Origin of the sequence: Bradyrhizobium sp. AZCC 1578, assembly GCF_036924675.1 — a bacterium.
GTDB lineage: Bacteria > Pseudomonadota > Alphaproteobacteria > Rhizobiales > Xanthobacteraceae > Bradyrhizobium.
Genome location: NZ_JAZHRZ010000001.1, coordinates 2,086,610 through 2,103,438, shown reverse-complemented (window position 1 = coordinate 2,103,438; position 16,829 = coordinate 2,086,610). Strand labels below are relative to the sequence as shown.

The window sequence follows — 16,829 nt, the reverse complement described above, 5'->3', positions numbered from 1 at the left end:
TTGGGATGGACGGCGAGGAATTGGAACGATCACATGGCCTACGAGAACTTCAATGTTGAAACCGATGCCGACGGCATCGCACTGGTGACGTGGGATATCCCTGGCAAATCGATGAACGTTATCGATGAGACGTCTGGAGCCGAGCTTGCCGCCATCATCGAGCAGATGACGTCGGACGCCGCCGTCAAAGGTGTCGTCATCACATCGGGCAAGGACGCGTTCTGCGCGGGCGCGGATTTGACGATGCTCGAGCGCATGAATCGGACCTACGCGGAGATGCTGAGTTCGCAAGGCGAGGAAGTGGCGAACAAATATGTATTCGACGAGGCCCGCAAGCTGTCCCAATCGTTCCGGAACATCGAGGTGGGCGGCAAGCCGTGGGTTGCTGCGATCAACGGTACGGCGCTCGGCGGCGGTTTCGAGCTGACGCTTGCCTGTCACTACCGCATCGCGTCCGATAACCCGAAAACCCGTGTTGGCCTGCCTGAGGTCAAGGTTGGAATTTTCCCCGGCGGCGGCGGCACGCAGCGGCTGCCGCGCATGATGCCGACGATGGATGCTGTTCAGATGCTGTTCAAGGGTGAGGCCATCGATCTCAAGAAGGCCCAGGATCGGGGTATAATCGGCGAGGTGGTGCCGGCGGCGGATCTGATTCAGAGAGCTAAAGACTGGATCAAGGTCGGCGGCAAAGCGGTCGCGCCCTGGGATGAGAAGGGTTTCAAGCTGCCTGGCGGTCCGGTCTACTCGAAAGAGGGCGCACAGTTCTTCCAGCCGGCGGCCGCGATGCTGCGCCGCGAGACTTACGATAACTATCCGGGCGCGCGAGCTATCTTGCAATGCGTCTATGAAGGCCTGCAGTTGCCGATGGATACGGCGTTGCGCGTCGAGTCGCGCTACTTCTCGAAGATCCTGCGGTCGAACGAAGCGGCGGCGATGATCCGCTCTCTCTTCATGTCGATGCAGGAGCTCAACAAGGGCGCGCGCCGTCCGCCGAATGTGCCGCCTATCAAGGTCAAGAAGATCGCCGTCATCGGCGCGGGCTTCATGGGCGCGAGCGTCGGTTTCGTGTCGGCGCAAGCCGGCATTGACGTGGTGCTGATCGATCGCGACCAGGATGCCGCCGACAAGGGCAAGGGCCACTCCAAGGCTAACATCGATGCGGCGGTCTCCAAGGGCCGCATGAAACGGGCCGACGGTGAAGCGATCCTGTCGCGCATTACCGCCACCGCCGATTACAATGCGATTAGCGATTGCGACCTCGTGATCGAGGCAGTGTTCGAGGATCGCAAGGTCAAGGCAGAGACTTACGCTAAAGCGCAGCCGCTTTTGAAGGAAGGCGCGATCTTTGCGACCAACACCTCAACGCTGCCGATCAATTCGCTGGCCGAGGAGTGGAAGGATCAGTCGAAGTTCATCGGCATTCACTTTTTCTCGCCGGTCGAGAAGATGATGCTCTCAGAAATCATTGTCGGCAAGAACACCGGCGACGTGGCGCTGGCCACCGCGCTCGACTACGTCCGCCAGATCAAGAAAACGCCGATAGTCGTCAACGACTCGCGCGGCTTCTTCGCCAACCGCTGCGTGATGCTCTTCCTCTTCGAAGGTTACGAGATGCTGCTGGAAGGCGTGCCGCCAGCGATGATCGAGAACACCGCGAAGATGGCCGGCATGCCAGTCGGGCCGCTCTCGCTCAATGATGAAACCGCCCTCGATTTGGGGCTGAAGATTTTGAGGGCCACCGAAGCCGATATCGGTGCGCAGGCGATCAATCAGGATCATAAGAAGCTGCTGGTCGAACTGGTGGAAAAGCGTGGACGTCTCGGCCGCAAGAACGGCAAGGGCTTTTATGATTATCCCGAGAAAGGCAAGGGGCAGAAGAAGCTATGGCCGGAGCTGACCACGCTGCAGCCGAAGCATCTCGATCCGGATACGCTCGACGTCGAGGAATTGAAGCAGCGGTTTCTCGTGGTTCAGGCGGTGGAAGCCGCGCGCACCGTGGAGGATGATGTCATCACCGATCCGCGGGAGGCCGATGTCGGCTCGATCCTCGGATTCGGCTTCCCGCCATTCACCGGCGGCACGCTGTCCTACATCGACTTTATGGGTACGAAGAAGTTCGTCGAACAGTGCCTGAAGCTGGAGAAGAAGTACGGTTCGCGGTTCACGCCACCGAAGCTCTTGATCGACATGGCCGCTAAGAACGAGACGTTTTACGGCCGCTTCCCGCCGAAGAAGGCGGCTGCGGCATAACGAGGCGTCCGCGACCTGACCTTTCCCCGCTTGCGGCCGGGCAACCGCGAAAACGGTTTTCCCTCCGGCGCCCGGTCCATGGAATTTCCATTCCATGGACTTGACCGAATCTACCTGTTGTCCCGCGTCGGCTCTGGGCCAGGCCGCAACGAGGACCATCAGCGGGTGCCCCGCAGCTCGGCCACGATCGCCGCTTCCGCCATCGCTATTTTCCTGAGATTAGTAAAGTACTAAATCAGAACTGATAGTCAGATTTCGGCAAAGGCTTTGATCTTATAGTTCTGGAGACGTGCATGAATCGTCCGGTCCGAACGGGAACTGAACCACACGAGGCGCGTGCGCGCATCCTGGAGGTGGCAGAGGAGCACTTTCGCCTCATCGGTTACCACAAGACGTCGATGGCCGACATCGCCTCTGAACTCGGCATGAGTCCGGCGAATGTCTACCGTTTCTTTCCCTCCAGGGATGCGATCAACGAGTCGATCTGCGGGCGTGTCTTGAACGAGGTTGCTGACATTGCCTTCGCGATCGCACGCACAACGTGCCGGCCATGGAGAAATTCGACCGGCTGCTGACCGCCGTTCACCGCCACAACAAGATGACGCTGGTCGAGGAAAAGCACATGCACGACCTCATTGTCGCCGCCATGCAGGAGAACTGGGCGATCATTCGGACGCACACCGAACGGATCGTGGCCATCTTCGAGACGATCATACGCGAGGGCATCGAAGCGGGCGAGTTCGAGGTCGAAGATGCCGCGAGAGCCGCGCGAGCGGTCAAGTCCGCGTCATGCCGTTCTTCCATCCGATTCTGATCGAGCACTGCGTTCAACACGGCGAAGATACCGAAGCAGGCCTGCGCGACCAGATTCGCTTTATCCTGAAAGCTCTCGGCAAGTCTGACTAAGCAGCCTATCGTCTTCAGGCCTGTGGTTCCGGACTGAGTCGATTGTTGATGCGCATGCATGAGGACTCGACGGAGGAACTGGAAATGCGAATTGATGGTGCGGCACCATGCAATTGCCTGGCTCTTTGCGTGCGCTGCGGTTTACGCTTCAAGCGAGATCGAAGGAGAGTGTCCCAAGTCCTTGAATCGTGCTTTCGATCCTATCGCCTGCCTTCAACCAAACCTGCTTCTCTTTGGGATACCCTATGATGCAGCCGGCTGGCGTGCCGGTGAAGATGATGTCGCCGGGTTCGAGAGCGAAGAGCCGCGACGTGTAGGCGATAACCTTCTGGGGATTGAAAATGAATTTGCTCGTATTGGACAATTGGCGTACCTCACCGTTCACGCGGGTCTCGAGATCTAAATTGTTGGGATCGATCTGGTCGGCGGAAACAAAATAGGGGCCAATCGGGGCGAAGCCGTCGAGCGTTTTGCCGAGCATCCACTGACCGCCAGCTTTCTCAAGCTGCAGATCTCTCGACGTAAAATCGTGACCGACAGCGTATCCTGCGACATAGGAGAGGGCTTCGTCGACAGAGACATTGCTTGCCCTTCGGCCCATCACCACCACCAGCTCGGTTTCGTAGTCGAACTTGTAGCAGACGTCGCGGGGATAAAGCTTGATCGTCGTCATATGCGGTGCGAGCGTATTGTTGTATTTGTTGAAGAGGATAGGTTCGGAAGGCAGTTTCTGACCCGTTTCCTCCACGTGTTCCCGGTAGTTCAGACCCAGGCAGATAATTTTTCCCGGATTGGTGAGTAGACGCCCGAATTTGATCTTCGACTCGTCTTTGAAGGCGCTTTTTGCCTCTGGCGACTTGAGGGCGGCTTCCACCAGAGCCTTTAGCTCCGCATTTCCGCCGTTAGTGAGGAGGTCCTCAAGAGTGAGAGGTGGCGAAAACCCGAGGAGCTTCGACGCGGCGGCCACGTCGAGCACGCCAGCCTGGGTCTTCACTCCAATGGTCTCTTGCCCATCCTCCTGGCGGATCGATAACACAGTGAGCTGGCGAGGTAGTTCGCCGCTCGCGCTACTGCGCGACTTCTTGTCCTGCGCGCCGTGCACCGTGACGTTAGTGGCGGCCAAGGCGGCCGCGGCAAGGCCGGCCTTCATCAGTTTCCGACGTGACTGCATGTTATTTCTCCTAAGGGGCGTGGTTGTTCGTGATGCGATTTGTAATTTCGGCGTCGGCCGTTTGGGGCCTCATAAATCCGCAGAAGCGAAGGATCGGCAGTAGTTGCCTTGCCGCCCGGAACAAGGTCGAGCCCGCCATTAGCCCTGGAATTCCCCCGTCATTTGTTTCCCTGCAGCCACCCTGTTGTTGACCCGAACTGCCGCCGCAATGGTCTAGAGTCATCATAGGACGGGAGGTCGGCGCGGCTCCAATAAGCCCGCCAAGAGAATAAATAAGATAGACTTATCACGATGCCCTGCGGCTAATTCGATTATGGGTTATTCAGCAACGAATGGGCATGGTCGGGTCGACGCTGCATCCGGGCGTCGAGGCTGCCATGGAGGCTGAGAATGGAATTGCGTCGCTTGAAGTACATGTCCGTTCTGGCGGAGGAATTGCACTTTGGAAAGGCCGCCGAGCGTCTCGGGATCGCGCAGCCGGCACTCACGCAGCAAATTCGGGCACTCGAGCGCGAACTCGGCGTCGAACTCTTCCACCGGACGAAAAGGTCGGTCAAACTCACGGTCGCTGGCCGGGTCACGCTGAACGAGGCGATCAGGACCCTTCAGCAAGCTGAAAAGACCGCGCTGGTGGCGCGTCAGGCAGGGCGCGGCGAACTAGGGCACATCGAAATTGGATATGTGGGTTCTGCCATCTTCACCGGTGTTTTATCGAAAGCAATTTCCCGGTTTCGCGAAGACAATCCTCTCGTGGAGTTTCGTCTGAACGAGATCGGGATCGTCCAGCAATTGGACGACGTCAGCAGTGGCCGGCTTGATCTCGGCATCCTGCGTCTTCCGGTGAAATCACTGCCGCCCGACGTCGCGATCGTGTCGCTGCACCGTGAGCCGATCATATTGGCGATACCGCGCGGACACCGGCTCGCGCGGCAAAAGACGGTGACGCTGGAAGCGTTGAAGTCCGAGCCGTTCGTTGCGGTCCAGATCCAGGAGGGAAGCGGCTTCAACGCGCAGGTTGCCCAGATATGTGCCGCTGGCGGATTGTCGCCGCAAATAACGCAGCGCGCGGGACAATTCACCGCTTTAGCAGGGCTCGTCGCCGGCGGTCTCGGCGTGGCGTTCGTGCCGGACTCGCTTCGGCATCTGCAAATTGCCGACGTGGTCTACCGGCCGTTGGCAAAGATCAATCAGCACTCCGATCTGGCGATGGTCTATCGCAAGTCAGAGCGGGCGCCGGCGGTCATCGCGTTTGTCGATCAGTTGAAGAGGTCGGCGCGTCCAGCGCCGCCGTGAACCGCCACTGATACGATTTACTTATTTATTTAGCCCAAATGATTATTGGCGATTATGTCGCGCGGCTCGGTAGTCTCTTTTGAAAGCCTCTAAAATCTGGCGAGACAAGGGAGAATAACGAGATGCTGTCGACACCCCACCCGAGTTCTGCTGCCGCCAAAGCACCGGATTTCAAGTGGCCCGCCGAAGGCATCGCGCGCGCGCCCTATCGTCTCTTTACCGATCCGGAAATCTACAAGCTGGAGCAGGAGAGGATTTTCAGGGGGCGTTGCTGGAATTATCTTTGTCTCGACGTCGAAATCCCGAAGGCGGGCGACTATCGCACAACAGTGATCGGCGAAACGCCTGTCATCGTGACCAGAGATCATGAGGGCGAGGTCCATGGGATGGTCAACCGCTGCGCCCATAAGGGCGCGCTGGTGTGCCTCAAGAAGCAGGACAATGTCGCGAGCCTTACCTGCGTCTATCATGCCTGGAATTACGGCCTCGATGGCAAGTTAAAGGGCGTCGCGTTTCGTAACGGGATACGCGGACAGGGCGGGATGCCGAGCGATTTCGATGTCGCCAAGCATCGCCTTCAGCCGATCCGCATCGAAAACTTCTGCGGAATTATCTTCGGAACATTTTCCGACGAGGTCGAGGACGTCGAAACCTATCTCGGTCCCGATATGGCGCAGTTCATCAAGCGAAATCTTGATCGCCCGCTTCGTGTCCTCGGCACGCACAGCCAGACGATTCACAATAACTGGAAGCTATATGCCGAGAATCTGCGGGACTCATATCACGCAACCCTGCTCCACACCTTCTATACGACCTTCAAGGTGAACCGTCTGGACATGGACGGCGGTATCATCCTGTCCGATGAGAAGTGGCACCATTTGAGCTTCGCGCGCCGCGCCAAGCTGCAAGAGGCGGCCGAGTATTCCGAGGCCAAGGTCCATTCGGCCAATTATGAATCCGCCCTCGAGGGGCCGGGCCTGCTGGAGGCTTGGGAGGAATTCGACGATGGCATCACCCACAGCATCCAGACCGTCTTTCCCAACATGTGCATTCAGTTCACACTGAATTCGCTTGCCATCCGTTTCTTTGCGCCAAAGGGAGTCGACAAGACCGAGCTGTTCTGGATTTACCTCGGCTATGATCGCGATACCGAAGAACAATCGCAAATGCGCATCATGCAGAGCAATCTGACGGGTGCGGCAGGTCTGGTCTCGCTCGAGGACGGTTGCATCAACGAATTCGTCCAGCGCGGCACCCGCAACGATCCGGAATGCTCATCTTTCATGGAAATGGGGGGCCGGGTCGCCGAATCCGAGAAGAACTCTCGTGCGACTGAAACTGCCGTTCGCGGTTTCTGGCAGGGTTACCGCGGCATCATGGGATTCTGAGGAGCAAGCCATGCCCAGCATCATCGAAAAGCCGGTCGCGCAATCCGGCGGTGACCAATACCGTGAAGCTGCGGAACTGATTGCCTCATACGGCCATGCCATGGACGATGGCGACATCGATCTTTGGCCGCAGTTCTTCACGCCGAACGGCATCTATCTCATCACGACCAAAGAAAATCACGAGGCTGGCCTGCCGATCGGAATCATGCGGTGTGTCGGTCGCGGAATGATGATTGATCGGGTCAAGGCGTTCCATACCGCCAATATCTTCGAACCGCATACCTACAATCACATCATCGGCTATCCGACCATGTCGTACGACAAGGCGACCGGTTGCGTGACGGCGCGTTCCAACTTCCAGGTCATTCGCATCATGGAGACCGGCCGGATGGATCTGTATGCCACCGGAAAGTATCTCGATGTGATTCAAAAGGAAGGCAGTTCGCTCAAGTTCAAGGAGCGTGTCGTTGTCCTGGATTCGCGAAATGTCGATATCCTGCTCGTTGTACCACTATAGGCATTGTTGTTTTCGGCGATGTCACGCGTTGGACACTGCGGAAGTGTGAAGGTTTGCCCTGGCGGCTGACTTGAAGATGCGAAGTCGCGTTCTCGGAAAGAGCCCGGCGGGTTCAACTCGCGGAGCAAATCGACCAGGCAACGGGAGGAATGGCCGTGAGAAGACTGGTTCTGTGTTTGCTTGCCGTTGCCCTCGTACTTCAGGTGAGCGCCGCTCGAGCCGAGATGTTTCCGACGCGGACTGTCCGACTCATCGTTCCGAATCCTGCGGGCGGTTCGAACGACGCGGCAGCGCGCATCCTGGCGCAAGCACTTGCTGAGATATGGCAACAACCCGTCGTTATAGAGAACAAACCTGGCGGGGGCGGAAATATCGGAACCCAGGCGGCAGCGACCGAGCCGGCAGATGGATACACCTATCTCGTCAGTTCGCCCGGTCCAATTGTCATAAATCCATCGCTCTACAAGAAGCTGCCGTTTGATCCGGCGAGGGACTTCACACCTGTCGCCCTGCTGGCAACTGTTCCAATCGTTTTGATAGTCAATCCGAAGTTGCCGGCTTCAACGCTGAGCGAGCTTTTGGAGCTGGCGAGAAACGGAACCGAAGAGCTCAATTACGCTTCGTCCGGAATTGGATCGACGCACCATCTGTCAGCCGAATTATTCAAGAAGATGACAGGCGTCAAACTAAGACATGTGCCGTATCGTGGCGCGGCGCCGGCCATGAATGATCTTGTCGCAGGCCACGTCCCCATTCTGTTCGACAACTTGCCCACCGTCATCCCACAGGTTCAGGCCGGTACCGTGCGCGCGTTGGCCGTTGCGAGCCCTAAGCGATTGAACTCACTTCCGGATGTGCCGACATTTGAGGAGGCGGGATTGGTTGGTTTCGAGGCATCTTCCTGGTTCGGGGTGTTGGCGCCGGCGAGGACGCCAACCGATATCGTATCCAAAGTGACCGCTGACATTGAGCGGGTCATGTCGAGCCCGAGCTTGCGAAAGAGCTTCGAAGTGACGGGCGCGGAAGTAGGTACAGTGTTCGGTCCGGATTTCGGACGGTTCATGAAACAAGAAAATGAAAAATGGGGAGACGTTATCAAGAGCTCTGGCACGCAGATCATAGAGTAGGCGCCGCAGGTTCACCGTACCCGATGTCGATGTTTTCGGCCAAAAGTGTTTTACGCTCCACACGAATGGACTGAGGTCTGTCGAAGCTGCTAAAGAACGAGAGGCGGTCTATGCAGCTCGAATGACATAATCAGCCATTGGCATCATGCGGCCAATCTTCACGATTGTCCTGCCAGAGAATGAATAGCCTGGTCTTCCCCCAGTTCTGTGGGTCAAGTTCTGCAAAATTGATCATGGGGTCCGGTTGAGCCGTCCCCTCGGAGCCGCCGCCGCTCGCCTCACCCAATCTTGGATGCGAGCAGTTCCCGGGAGTTGCTCGCAATTGTGCGCATAGAGGTCCAGGTCGATCATCGTTTCCTAAAGATGCTCTGACCAACAGCCTGTGATCCATGGCTCGAGCCGTTCGGGCTGCAAGTCCAGTCCCGTCCCAGAGCCTTCCGGTATCGCGAGCATCCCATGCCGGCTGACGGACGGTGTGCCGGCAAGGCGCAGAAGCGGGTTGTCCATCATGTCGCACTCCACAAATGGATACGCGGCGCAAGCTCCGCCGCGGCGCGGTTCAAGCACCGCCGACATTTGAAGCGAGGCGTGGAAGTTCACAGTCGTGCCGAACACGTGGGGCATGATGGGCAGGTCATAGGCTTGCGCGAGCGCCCAAATTTGGCGAAAGCCGCTGTAGCCTCCGCATATCGAAAGGTCGGGTTGAAGAATATCGAAGGTGCCTGCAGCGAGAAAATCGCGAAAGGCACGCACGCTTCCGAGCGCTTCTCCTCCAGCCGTTGCGACCGCAGTGGCGCGCGCAAAGGATTGATAGCCCGGGATGTCTTCCGGCTGAACCGGCTCTTCAATCCAGAGCAGGTCGGCATCCTCCATGAACTTTGCCGCGCGGATGGCGGCGGCTGCCGTATAGCCCTGGTTGATATCGACCATGATGCCGATGTCGGGACCCACCTGCCTGCGAAGCGCGTTTGCCATGATGCCATCGGCTCTCGGCTCAACGCCGCCCCGGGGTTTGATGGCTTTGAAATTCAGAGCAAGATACTGGTCGACCTCGCGCTGATATTCCCGGTAGGGATCGGGCTGCGTTCGCACAAATGGTCCGCTTGCATAAGCAAACACCTCGTTGCGTATCGCGCCGCCCAACAGCGCCGCAACACTGATTCCATGCATTTGCGCGACAAGGTCGTGCAAGGCGATGTCGATCGCCGATATCGCCATCATCGCTGCGCCACGCCGATCGTACCCCACGGAAGCGCACATCGATTGAAAGTGGCGGCCATACTCGGCGGGCGATTTCCCCAGGATGAGTCCGGCCAGCCGGGCGCGGATAAAGGCGCCGGCGGCGTGCGGGGAATTGCCTGCCTCGCCCCAGCCGAAGAGGCCGCTATCGGTGCGTATCTGGACAAGCAACGCGTCCCGCTTCCGAAACAGGTTGAGGGCGTTTCCCATCGGCTCGGCTAGCGGGAAGCTAAGATTGAAGCCGCGGATTTCGGTAATTTTCATGACAGCTCACTGGGGGCATGTGAGGGGCAGAGGTCAGCCCGGCTGAATATTTCCCTTCTCGACGATACGGGCCCATTTTGCGACTTCGTCATCGATGCGCGCCGCAAACTCCGACGGCGAACTGCCAACAGAAACAAAACCAAGTTCCGTCACTTTGGACCGGAGTGGCTCGCCCCTGAAGGCCTTGCCGGCGACCTCGCCAAGTTTATCGATGATGGGGGGCGGCAGCGCCGCCGGACCGACCATGCCAAAGATCGGCATGGCGTCGACGGCCGGCAAACCGGCCTCTGCCATTGTGGGTACGTCGGGCAACTGTGCGACGCGGTCGCCTCCCGTAACTGCCAGCGCGCGAACCAGGCCCTGACGCACCTGCTGTGCAATCGCTGCGACGGTGGCGAACGTCATTTGTACTTGGCCACCAATCAGATCGGTGATGGCCGGACCGCCTCCGCGATACGGCACATGAAGAATGTCGATCTCGGTGGCTTGTCGCAGTTGTTCTCCGGCCAGATGAATCGCGGTTCCGAGTCCGGCCGAGGCGAAGTTGATCTTGCCCGGTTGAGTCTTGGCGAGCGCGACAAATTCTTTCAGGCTATTCGCGGCCACAGAAGGATGCACGACGAGAACGAGAGGGGAGGTCGCCAGGAGCGAGATCGGCGCAAAGTCCTTTTTGGTGTTGTAGGGAAGCTTGGTGCGAAACAGGCCGGGATTGATGACGAACGCGCTATCGACAACACCGATGGTCTCGCCCTCGGCAGAGGCGGCCGCGATCGCCTGCGTGCCCACCATGCTCGCGCCACCGCCACGATTATCGACGATGAAGGGCTGGCCCAAGGCACGCTCGAGTTCCGGTGCAATCAGGCGCGCAATGATGTCGGAGGCGCCTCCCGCAGCATAGGGAACGATGATCTTTACGGGCCGTTGCGGGTAACTTTGTGCTTCGGCTCGCCGCAGCAACGGCGAAACAGAGAGCGCAGCCGCCAGTCCTGAGCCGACGATGGTTCTTCGCGTCAATGAGCGCATTGTTCTTCTCCGTGGCCGGCCATCAGTCGTTGAATTTGAAACCGGGTAGGGACTCTCCCGGCGATCCCGGATCGGAAATCGAATCGCAATTGGACTGGATCGGGCTTCCAGCCAGGGCGGCCTGAACGAATGCAAGTTCGTCGGAGTAGGCTGCATGGACCGTTCCGTTGTGGGTCACGCCGGCATAGGTGTTCCAAACCACATTGCTGTTGGCGGCGCAGAGTGCTGCAACCGCAGCATATTGGCGTTGCGGCGGGATCAGCTTGTCGGCCAGACCTGTAGCGAGAAAGACCGGCACCGGCATGCGAACCGGACTCATTTCTATGACAGCGCCTAGACGATCCGCGATCTCTGGATCTTTCAGGCTGTTCGCTATGGTCAGACCGTTGCTGCGAACGATTTGCCCAAGCTCGGCGGTACATCCCTCTCGGGCGGCTTGCAGCAGTGGCTTCCCCATCTCAGTAACGAGGTCGTCCGGCTTTATTGCGTCGTCCCCGAGAGCGCCGGCGATCATCATGAGAATGGTGTATTGCGGAGGAGATGAACGCGCCAAAGTCGGTTCGCTTGAAGGCTTGTTGGCACTGTCAGGAAAGCGGGAAACAATGCCGGTTGCGATCGATGCCTTGAGATTGAGGTCGGGCGCATAGGAAGGCGCGAGACGTGTTGCGCCGAGCGAGGCGCCGGAGCCTTGCGACTGACCAGTGATGATAATGGCGTTGGCGATCTGCCCTTTCGAATGGTCGAGCGCCGCTCTTGCCGCATCGAGCACCGAGCGTCCTTCTGCTTCCCAATTGAGATAGGGATGCGGACCGGGGCCGCCGAGACCCTGGTAGTCGGTTGCAACGACAGCAAAGCCTTGTTCCAGCCAGTTGTTGATGTAGGCGCCGTCGCGGGGCCGATGCCTGCTCCAGGATGGGGCGCACCTGTCCGAGACGCCGAGCGTGCCGTGCGCCCAGGCGACGAGCGGCCATCCACCTTGGGGCGCGGTTCGCTTCGGAAGATAGAGCGTGCCGCTGACCGGAATGATGCCGGACCGCCATCTTGCATCCGTCGAAGTGTAGAGGATTCTTCTGGCCGTCGCGGCCGCAACGATCTCAGGCTGATCGGGTATCGGCTCTTCGCGCAGCATGAGACCCGGCTTCTCGGGCAAAGTGCCGGTCCAGCGGTAGAACGGCGACAAGTCCTGGTCACCAACGATAGGCCCCTGGGGAAGTGAGCCGGCTGTGGCGTACAACGCGCCCGGATGAGGCGAGGCGCAGAGAACGAGTGCTATGACGCCGATTCTTGCGAGTGCTTTCATTGCCTGCTTTCTCCTTTTGGCGCAGCTCGTGAGGCTGCACTCCTTTTGTGCGCCGTCGCGTTGCTCGCTGCGGCGCCAAACACCGCTGTCGATTGGGAGCTACTCCACCTGTAGTCCGATCCGGCGGACGACATCTCCCCACTTGTCCGATTCCGTCTTGAGCAGCGCAGCGGCTTGAGCCGGGCTCGTCGGACGCGGGTCGAGGCCGACTTTGGTGAACTGGCCGACCGCGTCGGGCTCCTGCAGCACGGCATTGAGTGCGGCGTTGATCTTGGCGACGACGCCGTCCGGCATGGCTGCCGGGCCGTAGAGCGCGAACCACGTCTCGACCTGATAGTTGGGCAAGCCTGCCTCGGCCGAACTCGGCACGTCCGGCAGCAGCGGCGTACGCTGCCGCGACGGGACGACGAGGGGCCGCAATTTTCCGTCGGCGATGTAGGGTGCCGAGTTGCTGACGGCGTCGACCATCACCTGCAGCCGTCCGCCGAGCACATCGGTCAGCGCCGGTCCGTTGCCGCTATAGGGAACGTGCAGCATCTCGAAGCCCGCCATGTTCTTCAACAGCTCGCCGGCGAGATGCAGAATGACGCCCGTTGCCGAACCGTAGGCGAGCTTGGTCGGGTTCGCCTTGCCGTAGGCGATGAGTTCCTGCAGGTTGTTGACCGGGACGCCCGGATTGACCGAGACCACCAGAGGTCCGGTGCCGATCAGCCCCAGCGAAGTGAACTCGTTGATCCCGTCATAGGGCGCGAGCTTGCGCAGATGCGGGTTCACCGCATGGGTGGATACGCCGCCGAGCAGCAGCGTGTAGCCGTCGGATGCCGACTTCGCGACGAATTGCGATCCAACAATCGCGCCCGCGCCCGGCCGGTTCTCGATGACGATCGGCTGCCCCAGCCGGTCGCGCATGCGCTCCGCGATGAAGCGCGCGACAACGTCGCTGCTCCCGCCGGCTGCATAGGGCACGATCAGCTTGATGATGCGGTTGGGGTAATCGCTCTGTGCGCGGGCCAGCCACGGGGTTGCGAGTGCGCCGAGCAGGCCAAGGCTAGCTCGCCGCGTCAGCCCTTTCGCCGTTGTCATCCTGTCCCTCCCTGTTCTTCGCCGTTCGCAAGCCGCGCGGCGTTATTTTTCGGCTTTCGAGCATGCCCGCCGTTTCCGCCCTTAGCAGGCCGAAACCGCCCGCAATCGACCACCACATGTGGTCGGCACGATGGACGATCACGCACTCGAGGCTGCGCTGCATCAGGTCGCCCTCGTAGGAATGGCCGAGCGCGATGTGCGCGATCTCCTCGGGCAGCCCGACTGCGATGCAAACGTGGGCGCCGTAGACTGGATGGCGCAGCGCGGGCGAACCGGCCTGCGATTTGTCCGCTTCCCATCGCCTGCGGTTCGTGGGATCGAGTTCCCAGGCCTTGCCGACATCGTGCAGCAACGCACCTGCCAGCACGATGTCGCGGTCGACCCTGGCTTCAGGGAATTCCTGCGCAAACTCGTCGGCGATCGCTATCGCGATCCGGGCCACGCTGCGCAGATGTACCGCCTGGCTGCCGCGCTTCAGCGCGAAGACGCCGGGCGTCGCCTCTCCCGGAATGGCGGTGACGCGCGGAAAATCCGTTTCCGCCAGCGCATAGGCCCAGGCTTCGATCGCCTTGCGGCGCAGTTCGTCGCTACGAATCTGCGCAAGTTCCGGGAGATCCTCGAGCACCGTTGCGCGCAGCGCGTCGGTGACGGGGCGGGGTCGGCGTCGGTCAAGGAAATACATGGGCAATCATCATTCGTCTCACCCGGATGTTGCCGTCGCCCGAAACATAGTTTCAAATGCCAATTTGGTCATAGTTCATGCTCTGGGGTTATATATGCCGATCAGCGTGCGGGAGATGGACGTGTTCCGATGCGTGATGCAGTCGGGCTCGGTGACGAACGCGGCCGCCGCCCTGAACATTTCCCAACCGGCGGTCAGCCGCATGCTGCAGCAGGCGGAGGAACGTCTCGGATTCAGGTTGTTCGAGCGCGAGAAGAAACGGCTGAAGCCGACGACCGAGGCGCAGACGCTTTTCGCGGAAGTCGTGAACGTGTTCGCAGCGATCGAGCACACCCAGCGGCTGGCGGTCGAGCTTCGCGATGGCCAGGCGGGGCTCCTGACGGTCGCGACCGTGACCGGGTTCGGTCACACCATTGTGCCGCAAGCGGTCCAGCGCTTCCGCGCCGAGCGGCCGGACGTCTCTGTTATCATTCAAACACTGACGGGGCCGGAGGTCGTTACCCGTGTCGCCCAGGGGCGCGCCGATCTTGGCCTGACGGTCGGCCCGATCGGGCATCCGTCCCTCGACAGCACCATTCTCTGCACGACCGAACTCGGCTGCGTGCTGCCAGCCGGTCACCGGCTTGCGGCCAAGGCTGCCCTGAGCGCGCTCGATCTGGCCGACGAGCCGGTGATCTGTCCGGGCCCGCATCTGTCGATCGGAGCCGCGATTGTGATTGCCTTTGCCGAGGCCAATTTTCGCTTGCGCATCGCCATTGAGGCCTCGCAGTCGAATATCGCCTGCGAATTGGTGCGTGCCGGCGCCGGGATCGCGATCCTGGACGGCCTCGGCTTGCTCAGTGCGCGAGCCCATGATCTCATCACGCGTCCATTCGCACCGAGCCTGCAAAGCGTCGCGCGCCTGCTGAAAGGCACAAAGCGGCCGGCTTCACGTCTGGTGGAGGAGTTTGCCAGCGTCGTTCAGAAGGTGACAGCCGAGAGCGGCTTGTAACGAAGCAGAATCCTATCTGGTTGACGGAAGTGATTGCATCGCAATCTCAATCACAGAAGCTTTCGCAGTCTTGCTCTGAGTGGCGCGCCAGCGAGGCTACAACGACTGCGAACCGAAGCTAAATTCTCCAACCTTTCGACCTTGCCGGCGGCATAATCGTACATCCACGAGCTGATGTCGCCTCGGCTCGTTGGGAGCCACTGTGTCGAAGCCGATTTCAAGCAGAACGCCTTCCCGGAGGCCATCCAGCGCTTCGGTCACGCTGTCATAGTTCAGCCTGATGCCTGCACCTCCATAGTTTGGAACATCATCCGGTCAGGCGGAGGCTCGATCAGAATATCGATATCCTCCGAAAAACGATTAATGATCTGATGTCCCTTGGAAAGGGATGTGCCGCCTTTCAATTGAAATGTGTAGCCGAACTGCCGGAGCCCATAGAGGCAATGCATGATCCAGTAGTCTTTTTCGACGAGCGCGGGATCGATGCCCTTTTCTTCCGCCACGATCCGGATCAGGTCTGCGAATTGCGGATGGCTATGGAGGTAATCACGCGGCATGTCGCAGCTCGGCAAGGGTGCAACGCGCGCTTGAACAGCTTCTTTGTCCGTTCGTTTCCGTATTCACGCAAGACGCGACGTAAGCGCGGGGTATCCGACGCAGCAACGCGTTCCATCAGATGCTTCAGAACTCCATCTTTCGCCTCGGCAAGCTGATCGAGATTGTTGGCGAGATCCACGAGCAGGAATTCTCGTGTTAGCGACTTGGGAAAACGCGGCTTCACACGGAAGGCGAACTTGCGGCTGCCAAGCTGAAAATCACCGTGTCGCTTGTGATTGTAAACGACCGTCTTGTCGTAGAGCTGAGTCGTTCCCACGCCCAAGCTATTGTAGGCGTTTGGTGAGGTCAGCAGAAACCGGTCATCCTTCAAGAATGCGCTAACGACATCCTTGTCGGCGGCCGGCGCCGGACCGAACGCGGTTTCCTTCGGATAGGCATAGAGGCCGCCTGACAGCTTTTTTAGAACCCCGCTCTCAACCAACTGCTTGATATGCCGATCGACAGACGTCGACCAGCGGGCCAAGTCCGCGCGCCGATAGGCGTGGCCCGGTTTCAGATGGCGCTTGAGTTCTTCGAGCTTCGTCATGTCCACAATATAGGTTCAAACTCGTTGAATGCAAGAAATTTCATTGAAAAATCATGCAAAATCATGCAAAATGGCTTGCGACGGGACATTGAAATCCGATCACGTATCTGCGTTCCCGCGGCGCATGGCGTCCGGGGCTTGCCAGTCTCACCCTCGAAAAGCGAAGGTGCAGGGAATGCCGGGTGCCGGCTCGCACCTGCGGTCTCGTGTGCAATAAGCGCAAAGAGATGCGCACACGAGCATACAGGTACAGCCAGAGCATTCCGGCATTCCCTGCGCAGTGGTTTGACGGCTTATGCCGAGCTCTTGTGTCTGCAAAAATCTGCCAGAATGTGCGAACGGGCGGTTCTGACCAACCGCCCGTTGCTGGATCTGAGCCCGTTCGCGCTCAAAGGCCCTGAGAGCCTGTCGGGGAGCGAGGGACTGATCCGGTGTCTTCCTCAACCCGAAC

At 59.4% G+C, this 16,829-nt stretch carries 14 protein-coding genes and 1 pseudogene; 7 read left to right on the top strand and 8 right to left on the bottom strand.

Annotation, left to right across the window (positions count from 1 at the left end):
• The first annotated feature begins 33 nt into the window (after positions 1 to 33).
• Together V1290_RS10225 and V1290_RS10220 are read left to right on the top strand one after the other, a co-directional pair.
• Positions 34 to 2,250: a 3-hydroxyacyl-CoA dehydrogenase NAD-binding domain-containing protein gene (locus V1290_RS10225; protein ID WP_334364290.1), complete on the top strand. Its 2,217-nt coding sequence runs from the start codon at positions 34 to 36 to the stop codon at positions 2,248 to 2,250.
• Positions 2,251 to 2,543: 293 nt separating this feature from the next.
• A pseudogene (locus V1290_RS10220) lies at positions 2,544 to 3,156 on the top strand (TetR/AcrR family transcriptional regulator).
• Positions 3,157 to 3,304: 148 nt separating this feature from the next.
• On the opposite strand, the gene V1290_RS10215 reads toward V1290_RS10220, so the two are convergent.
• Positions 3,305 to 4,327: a fumarylacetoacetate hydrolase family protein gene (locus V1290_RS10215; protein WP_334364289.1), complete on the bottom strand. Its 1,023-nt coding sequence runs from the start codon at positions 4,325 to 4,327 to the stop codon at positions 3,305 to 3,307.
• A 390-nt stretch (positions 4,328 to 4,717) separates the two neighbouring features.
• Here V1290_RS10215 and V1290_RS10210 point away from each other — a divergent pair, with 390 nt between their 5' ends.
• The 4 genes from V1290_RS10210 to V1290_RS10195 all read left to right on the top strand — a co-directional run bounded on the left by V1290_RS10210 (position 4,718) and on the right by V1290_RS10195 (position 8,652).
• A complete protein-coding gene (locus V1290_RS10210; protein WP_334364288.1) occupies positions 4,718 to 5,620 on the top strand; it encodes a LysR substrate-binding domain-containing protein in 903 nt (300 codons plus the stop codon).
• A 122-nt stretch (positions 5,621 to 5,742) separates the two neighbouring features.
• A complete protein-coding gene (locus V1290_RS10205) occupies positions 5,743 to 7,008 on the top strand; it encodes an SRPBCC family protein (RefSeq protein WP_334364287.1) in 1,266 nt (421 codons plus the stop codon).
• Between the two features lie 10 nt (positions 7,009 to 7,018).
• On the top strand, positions 7,019 to 7,525 hold the full coding sequence (locus V1290_RS10200) for an aromatic-ring-hydroxylating dioxygenase subunit beta (RefSeq protein WP_334364286.1): 507 nt from the start codon (positions 7,019 to 7,021) through the stop codon (positions 7,523 to 7,525).
• Between the two features lie 155 nt (positions 7,526 to 7,680).
• A complete protein-coding gene (locus V1290_RS10195; protein ID WP_334364285.1) occupies positions 7,681 to 8,652 on the top strand; it encodes a Bug family tripartite tricarboxylate transporter substrate binding protein in 972 nt (323 codons plus the stop codon).
• Positions 8,653 to 9,009: 357 nt separating this feature from the next.
• Here V1290_RS10195 and V1290_RS10190 read toward each other — a convergent pair whose 3' ends face one another.
• The 5 genes from V1290_RS10190 to V1290_RS10170 all read right to left on the bottom strand — a co-directional run bounded on the left by V1290_RS10190 (position 9,010) and on the right by V1290_RS10170 (position 14,243).
• Positions 9,010 to 10,155, bottom strand: a complete 1,146-nt coding sequence (locus tag V1290_RS10190) for a mandelate racemase/muconate lactonizing enzyme family protein (RefSeq protein WP_334364284.1) — start codon at positions 10,153 to 10,155, stop codon at positions 9,010 to 9,012.
• 33 nt (positions 10,156 to 10,188) lie between these two features.
• Positions 10,189 to 11,178, bottom strand: coding sequence for a Bug family tripartite tricarboxylate transporter substrate binding protein (locus V1290_RS10185; protein WP_334364283.1), 990 nt, complete (start codon positions 11,176 to 11,178; stop codon positions 10,189 to 10,191).
• 22 nt (positions 11,179 to 11,200) lie between these two features.
• Entirely contained in the window at positions 11,201 to 12,478 is a 1,278-nt protein-coding gene (locus V1290_RS10180; RefSeq protein WP_334364282.1) for a lipase family protein, read from the bottom strand.
• A gap of 99 nt (positions 12,479 to 12,577) precedes the next feature.
• Complete coding sequence (locus V1290_RS10175; protein WP_334364281.1) at positions 12,578 to 13,561, bottom strand: Bug family tripartite tricarboxylate transporter substrate binding protein; 984 nt, start codon at positions 13,559 to 13,561, stop codon at positions 12,578 to 12,580.
• The gene (locus V1290_RS10170; protein WP_334364280.1) at positions 13,527 to 14,243 is read right to left on the bottom strand and encodes an HD domain-containing protein; all 717 of its coding nucleotides are present in this window, start codon (positions 14,241 to 14,243) and stop codon (positions 13,527 to 13,529) included. Before V1290_RS10170 ends, V1290_RS10175 begins: the two co-directional genes overlap by 35 nt.
• Positions 14,244 to 14,337: 94 nt before the next feature.
• On the opposite strand from V1290_RS10170, the gene V1290_RS10165 reads away from it, so the two are divergent.
• A complete protein-coding gene (locus V1290_RS10165; RefSeq protein WP_334364279.1) occupies positions 14,338 to 15,234 on the top strand; it encodes a LysR family transcriptional regulator in 897 nt (298 codons plus the stop codon).
• A gap of 272 nt (positions 15,235 to 15,506) precedes the next feature.
• Here the strand turns inward: V1290_RS10165 and V1290_RS10160 are convergent, their stop codons facing one another.
• Complete coding sequence (locus V1290_RS10160) at positions 15,507 to 15,737, bottom strand: nucleotidyl transferase AbiEii/AbiGii toxin family protein (protein WP_334364278.1); 231 nt, start codon at positions 15,735 to 15,737, stop codon at positions 15,507 to 15,509.
• 8 nt (positions 15,738 to 15,745) lie between these two features.
• On the bottom strand, positions 15,746 to 16,378 hold the full coding sequence (locus V1290_RS10155) for a hypothetical protein (protein WP_334364277.1): 633 nt from the start codon (positions 16,376 to 16,378) through the stop codon (positions 15,746 to 15,748).
• Positions 16,379 to 16,829: the final 451 nt, after the last annotated feature.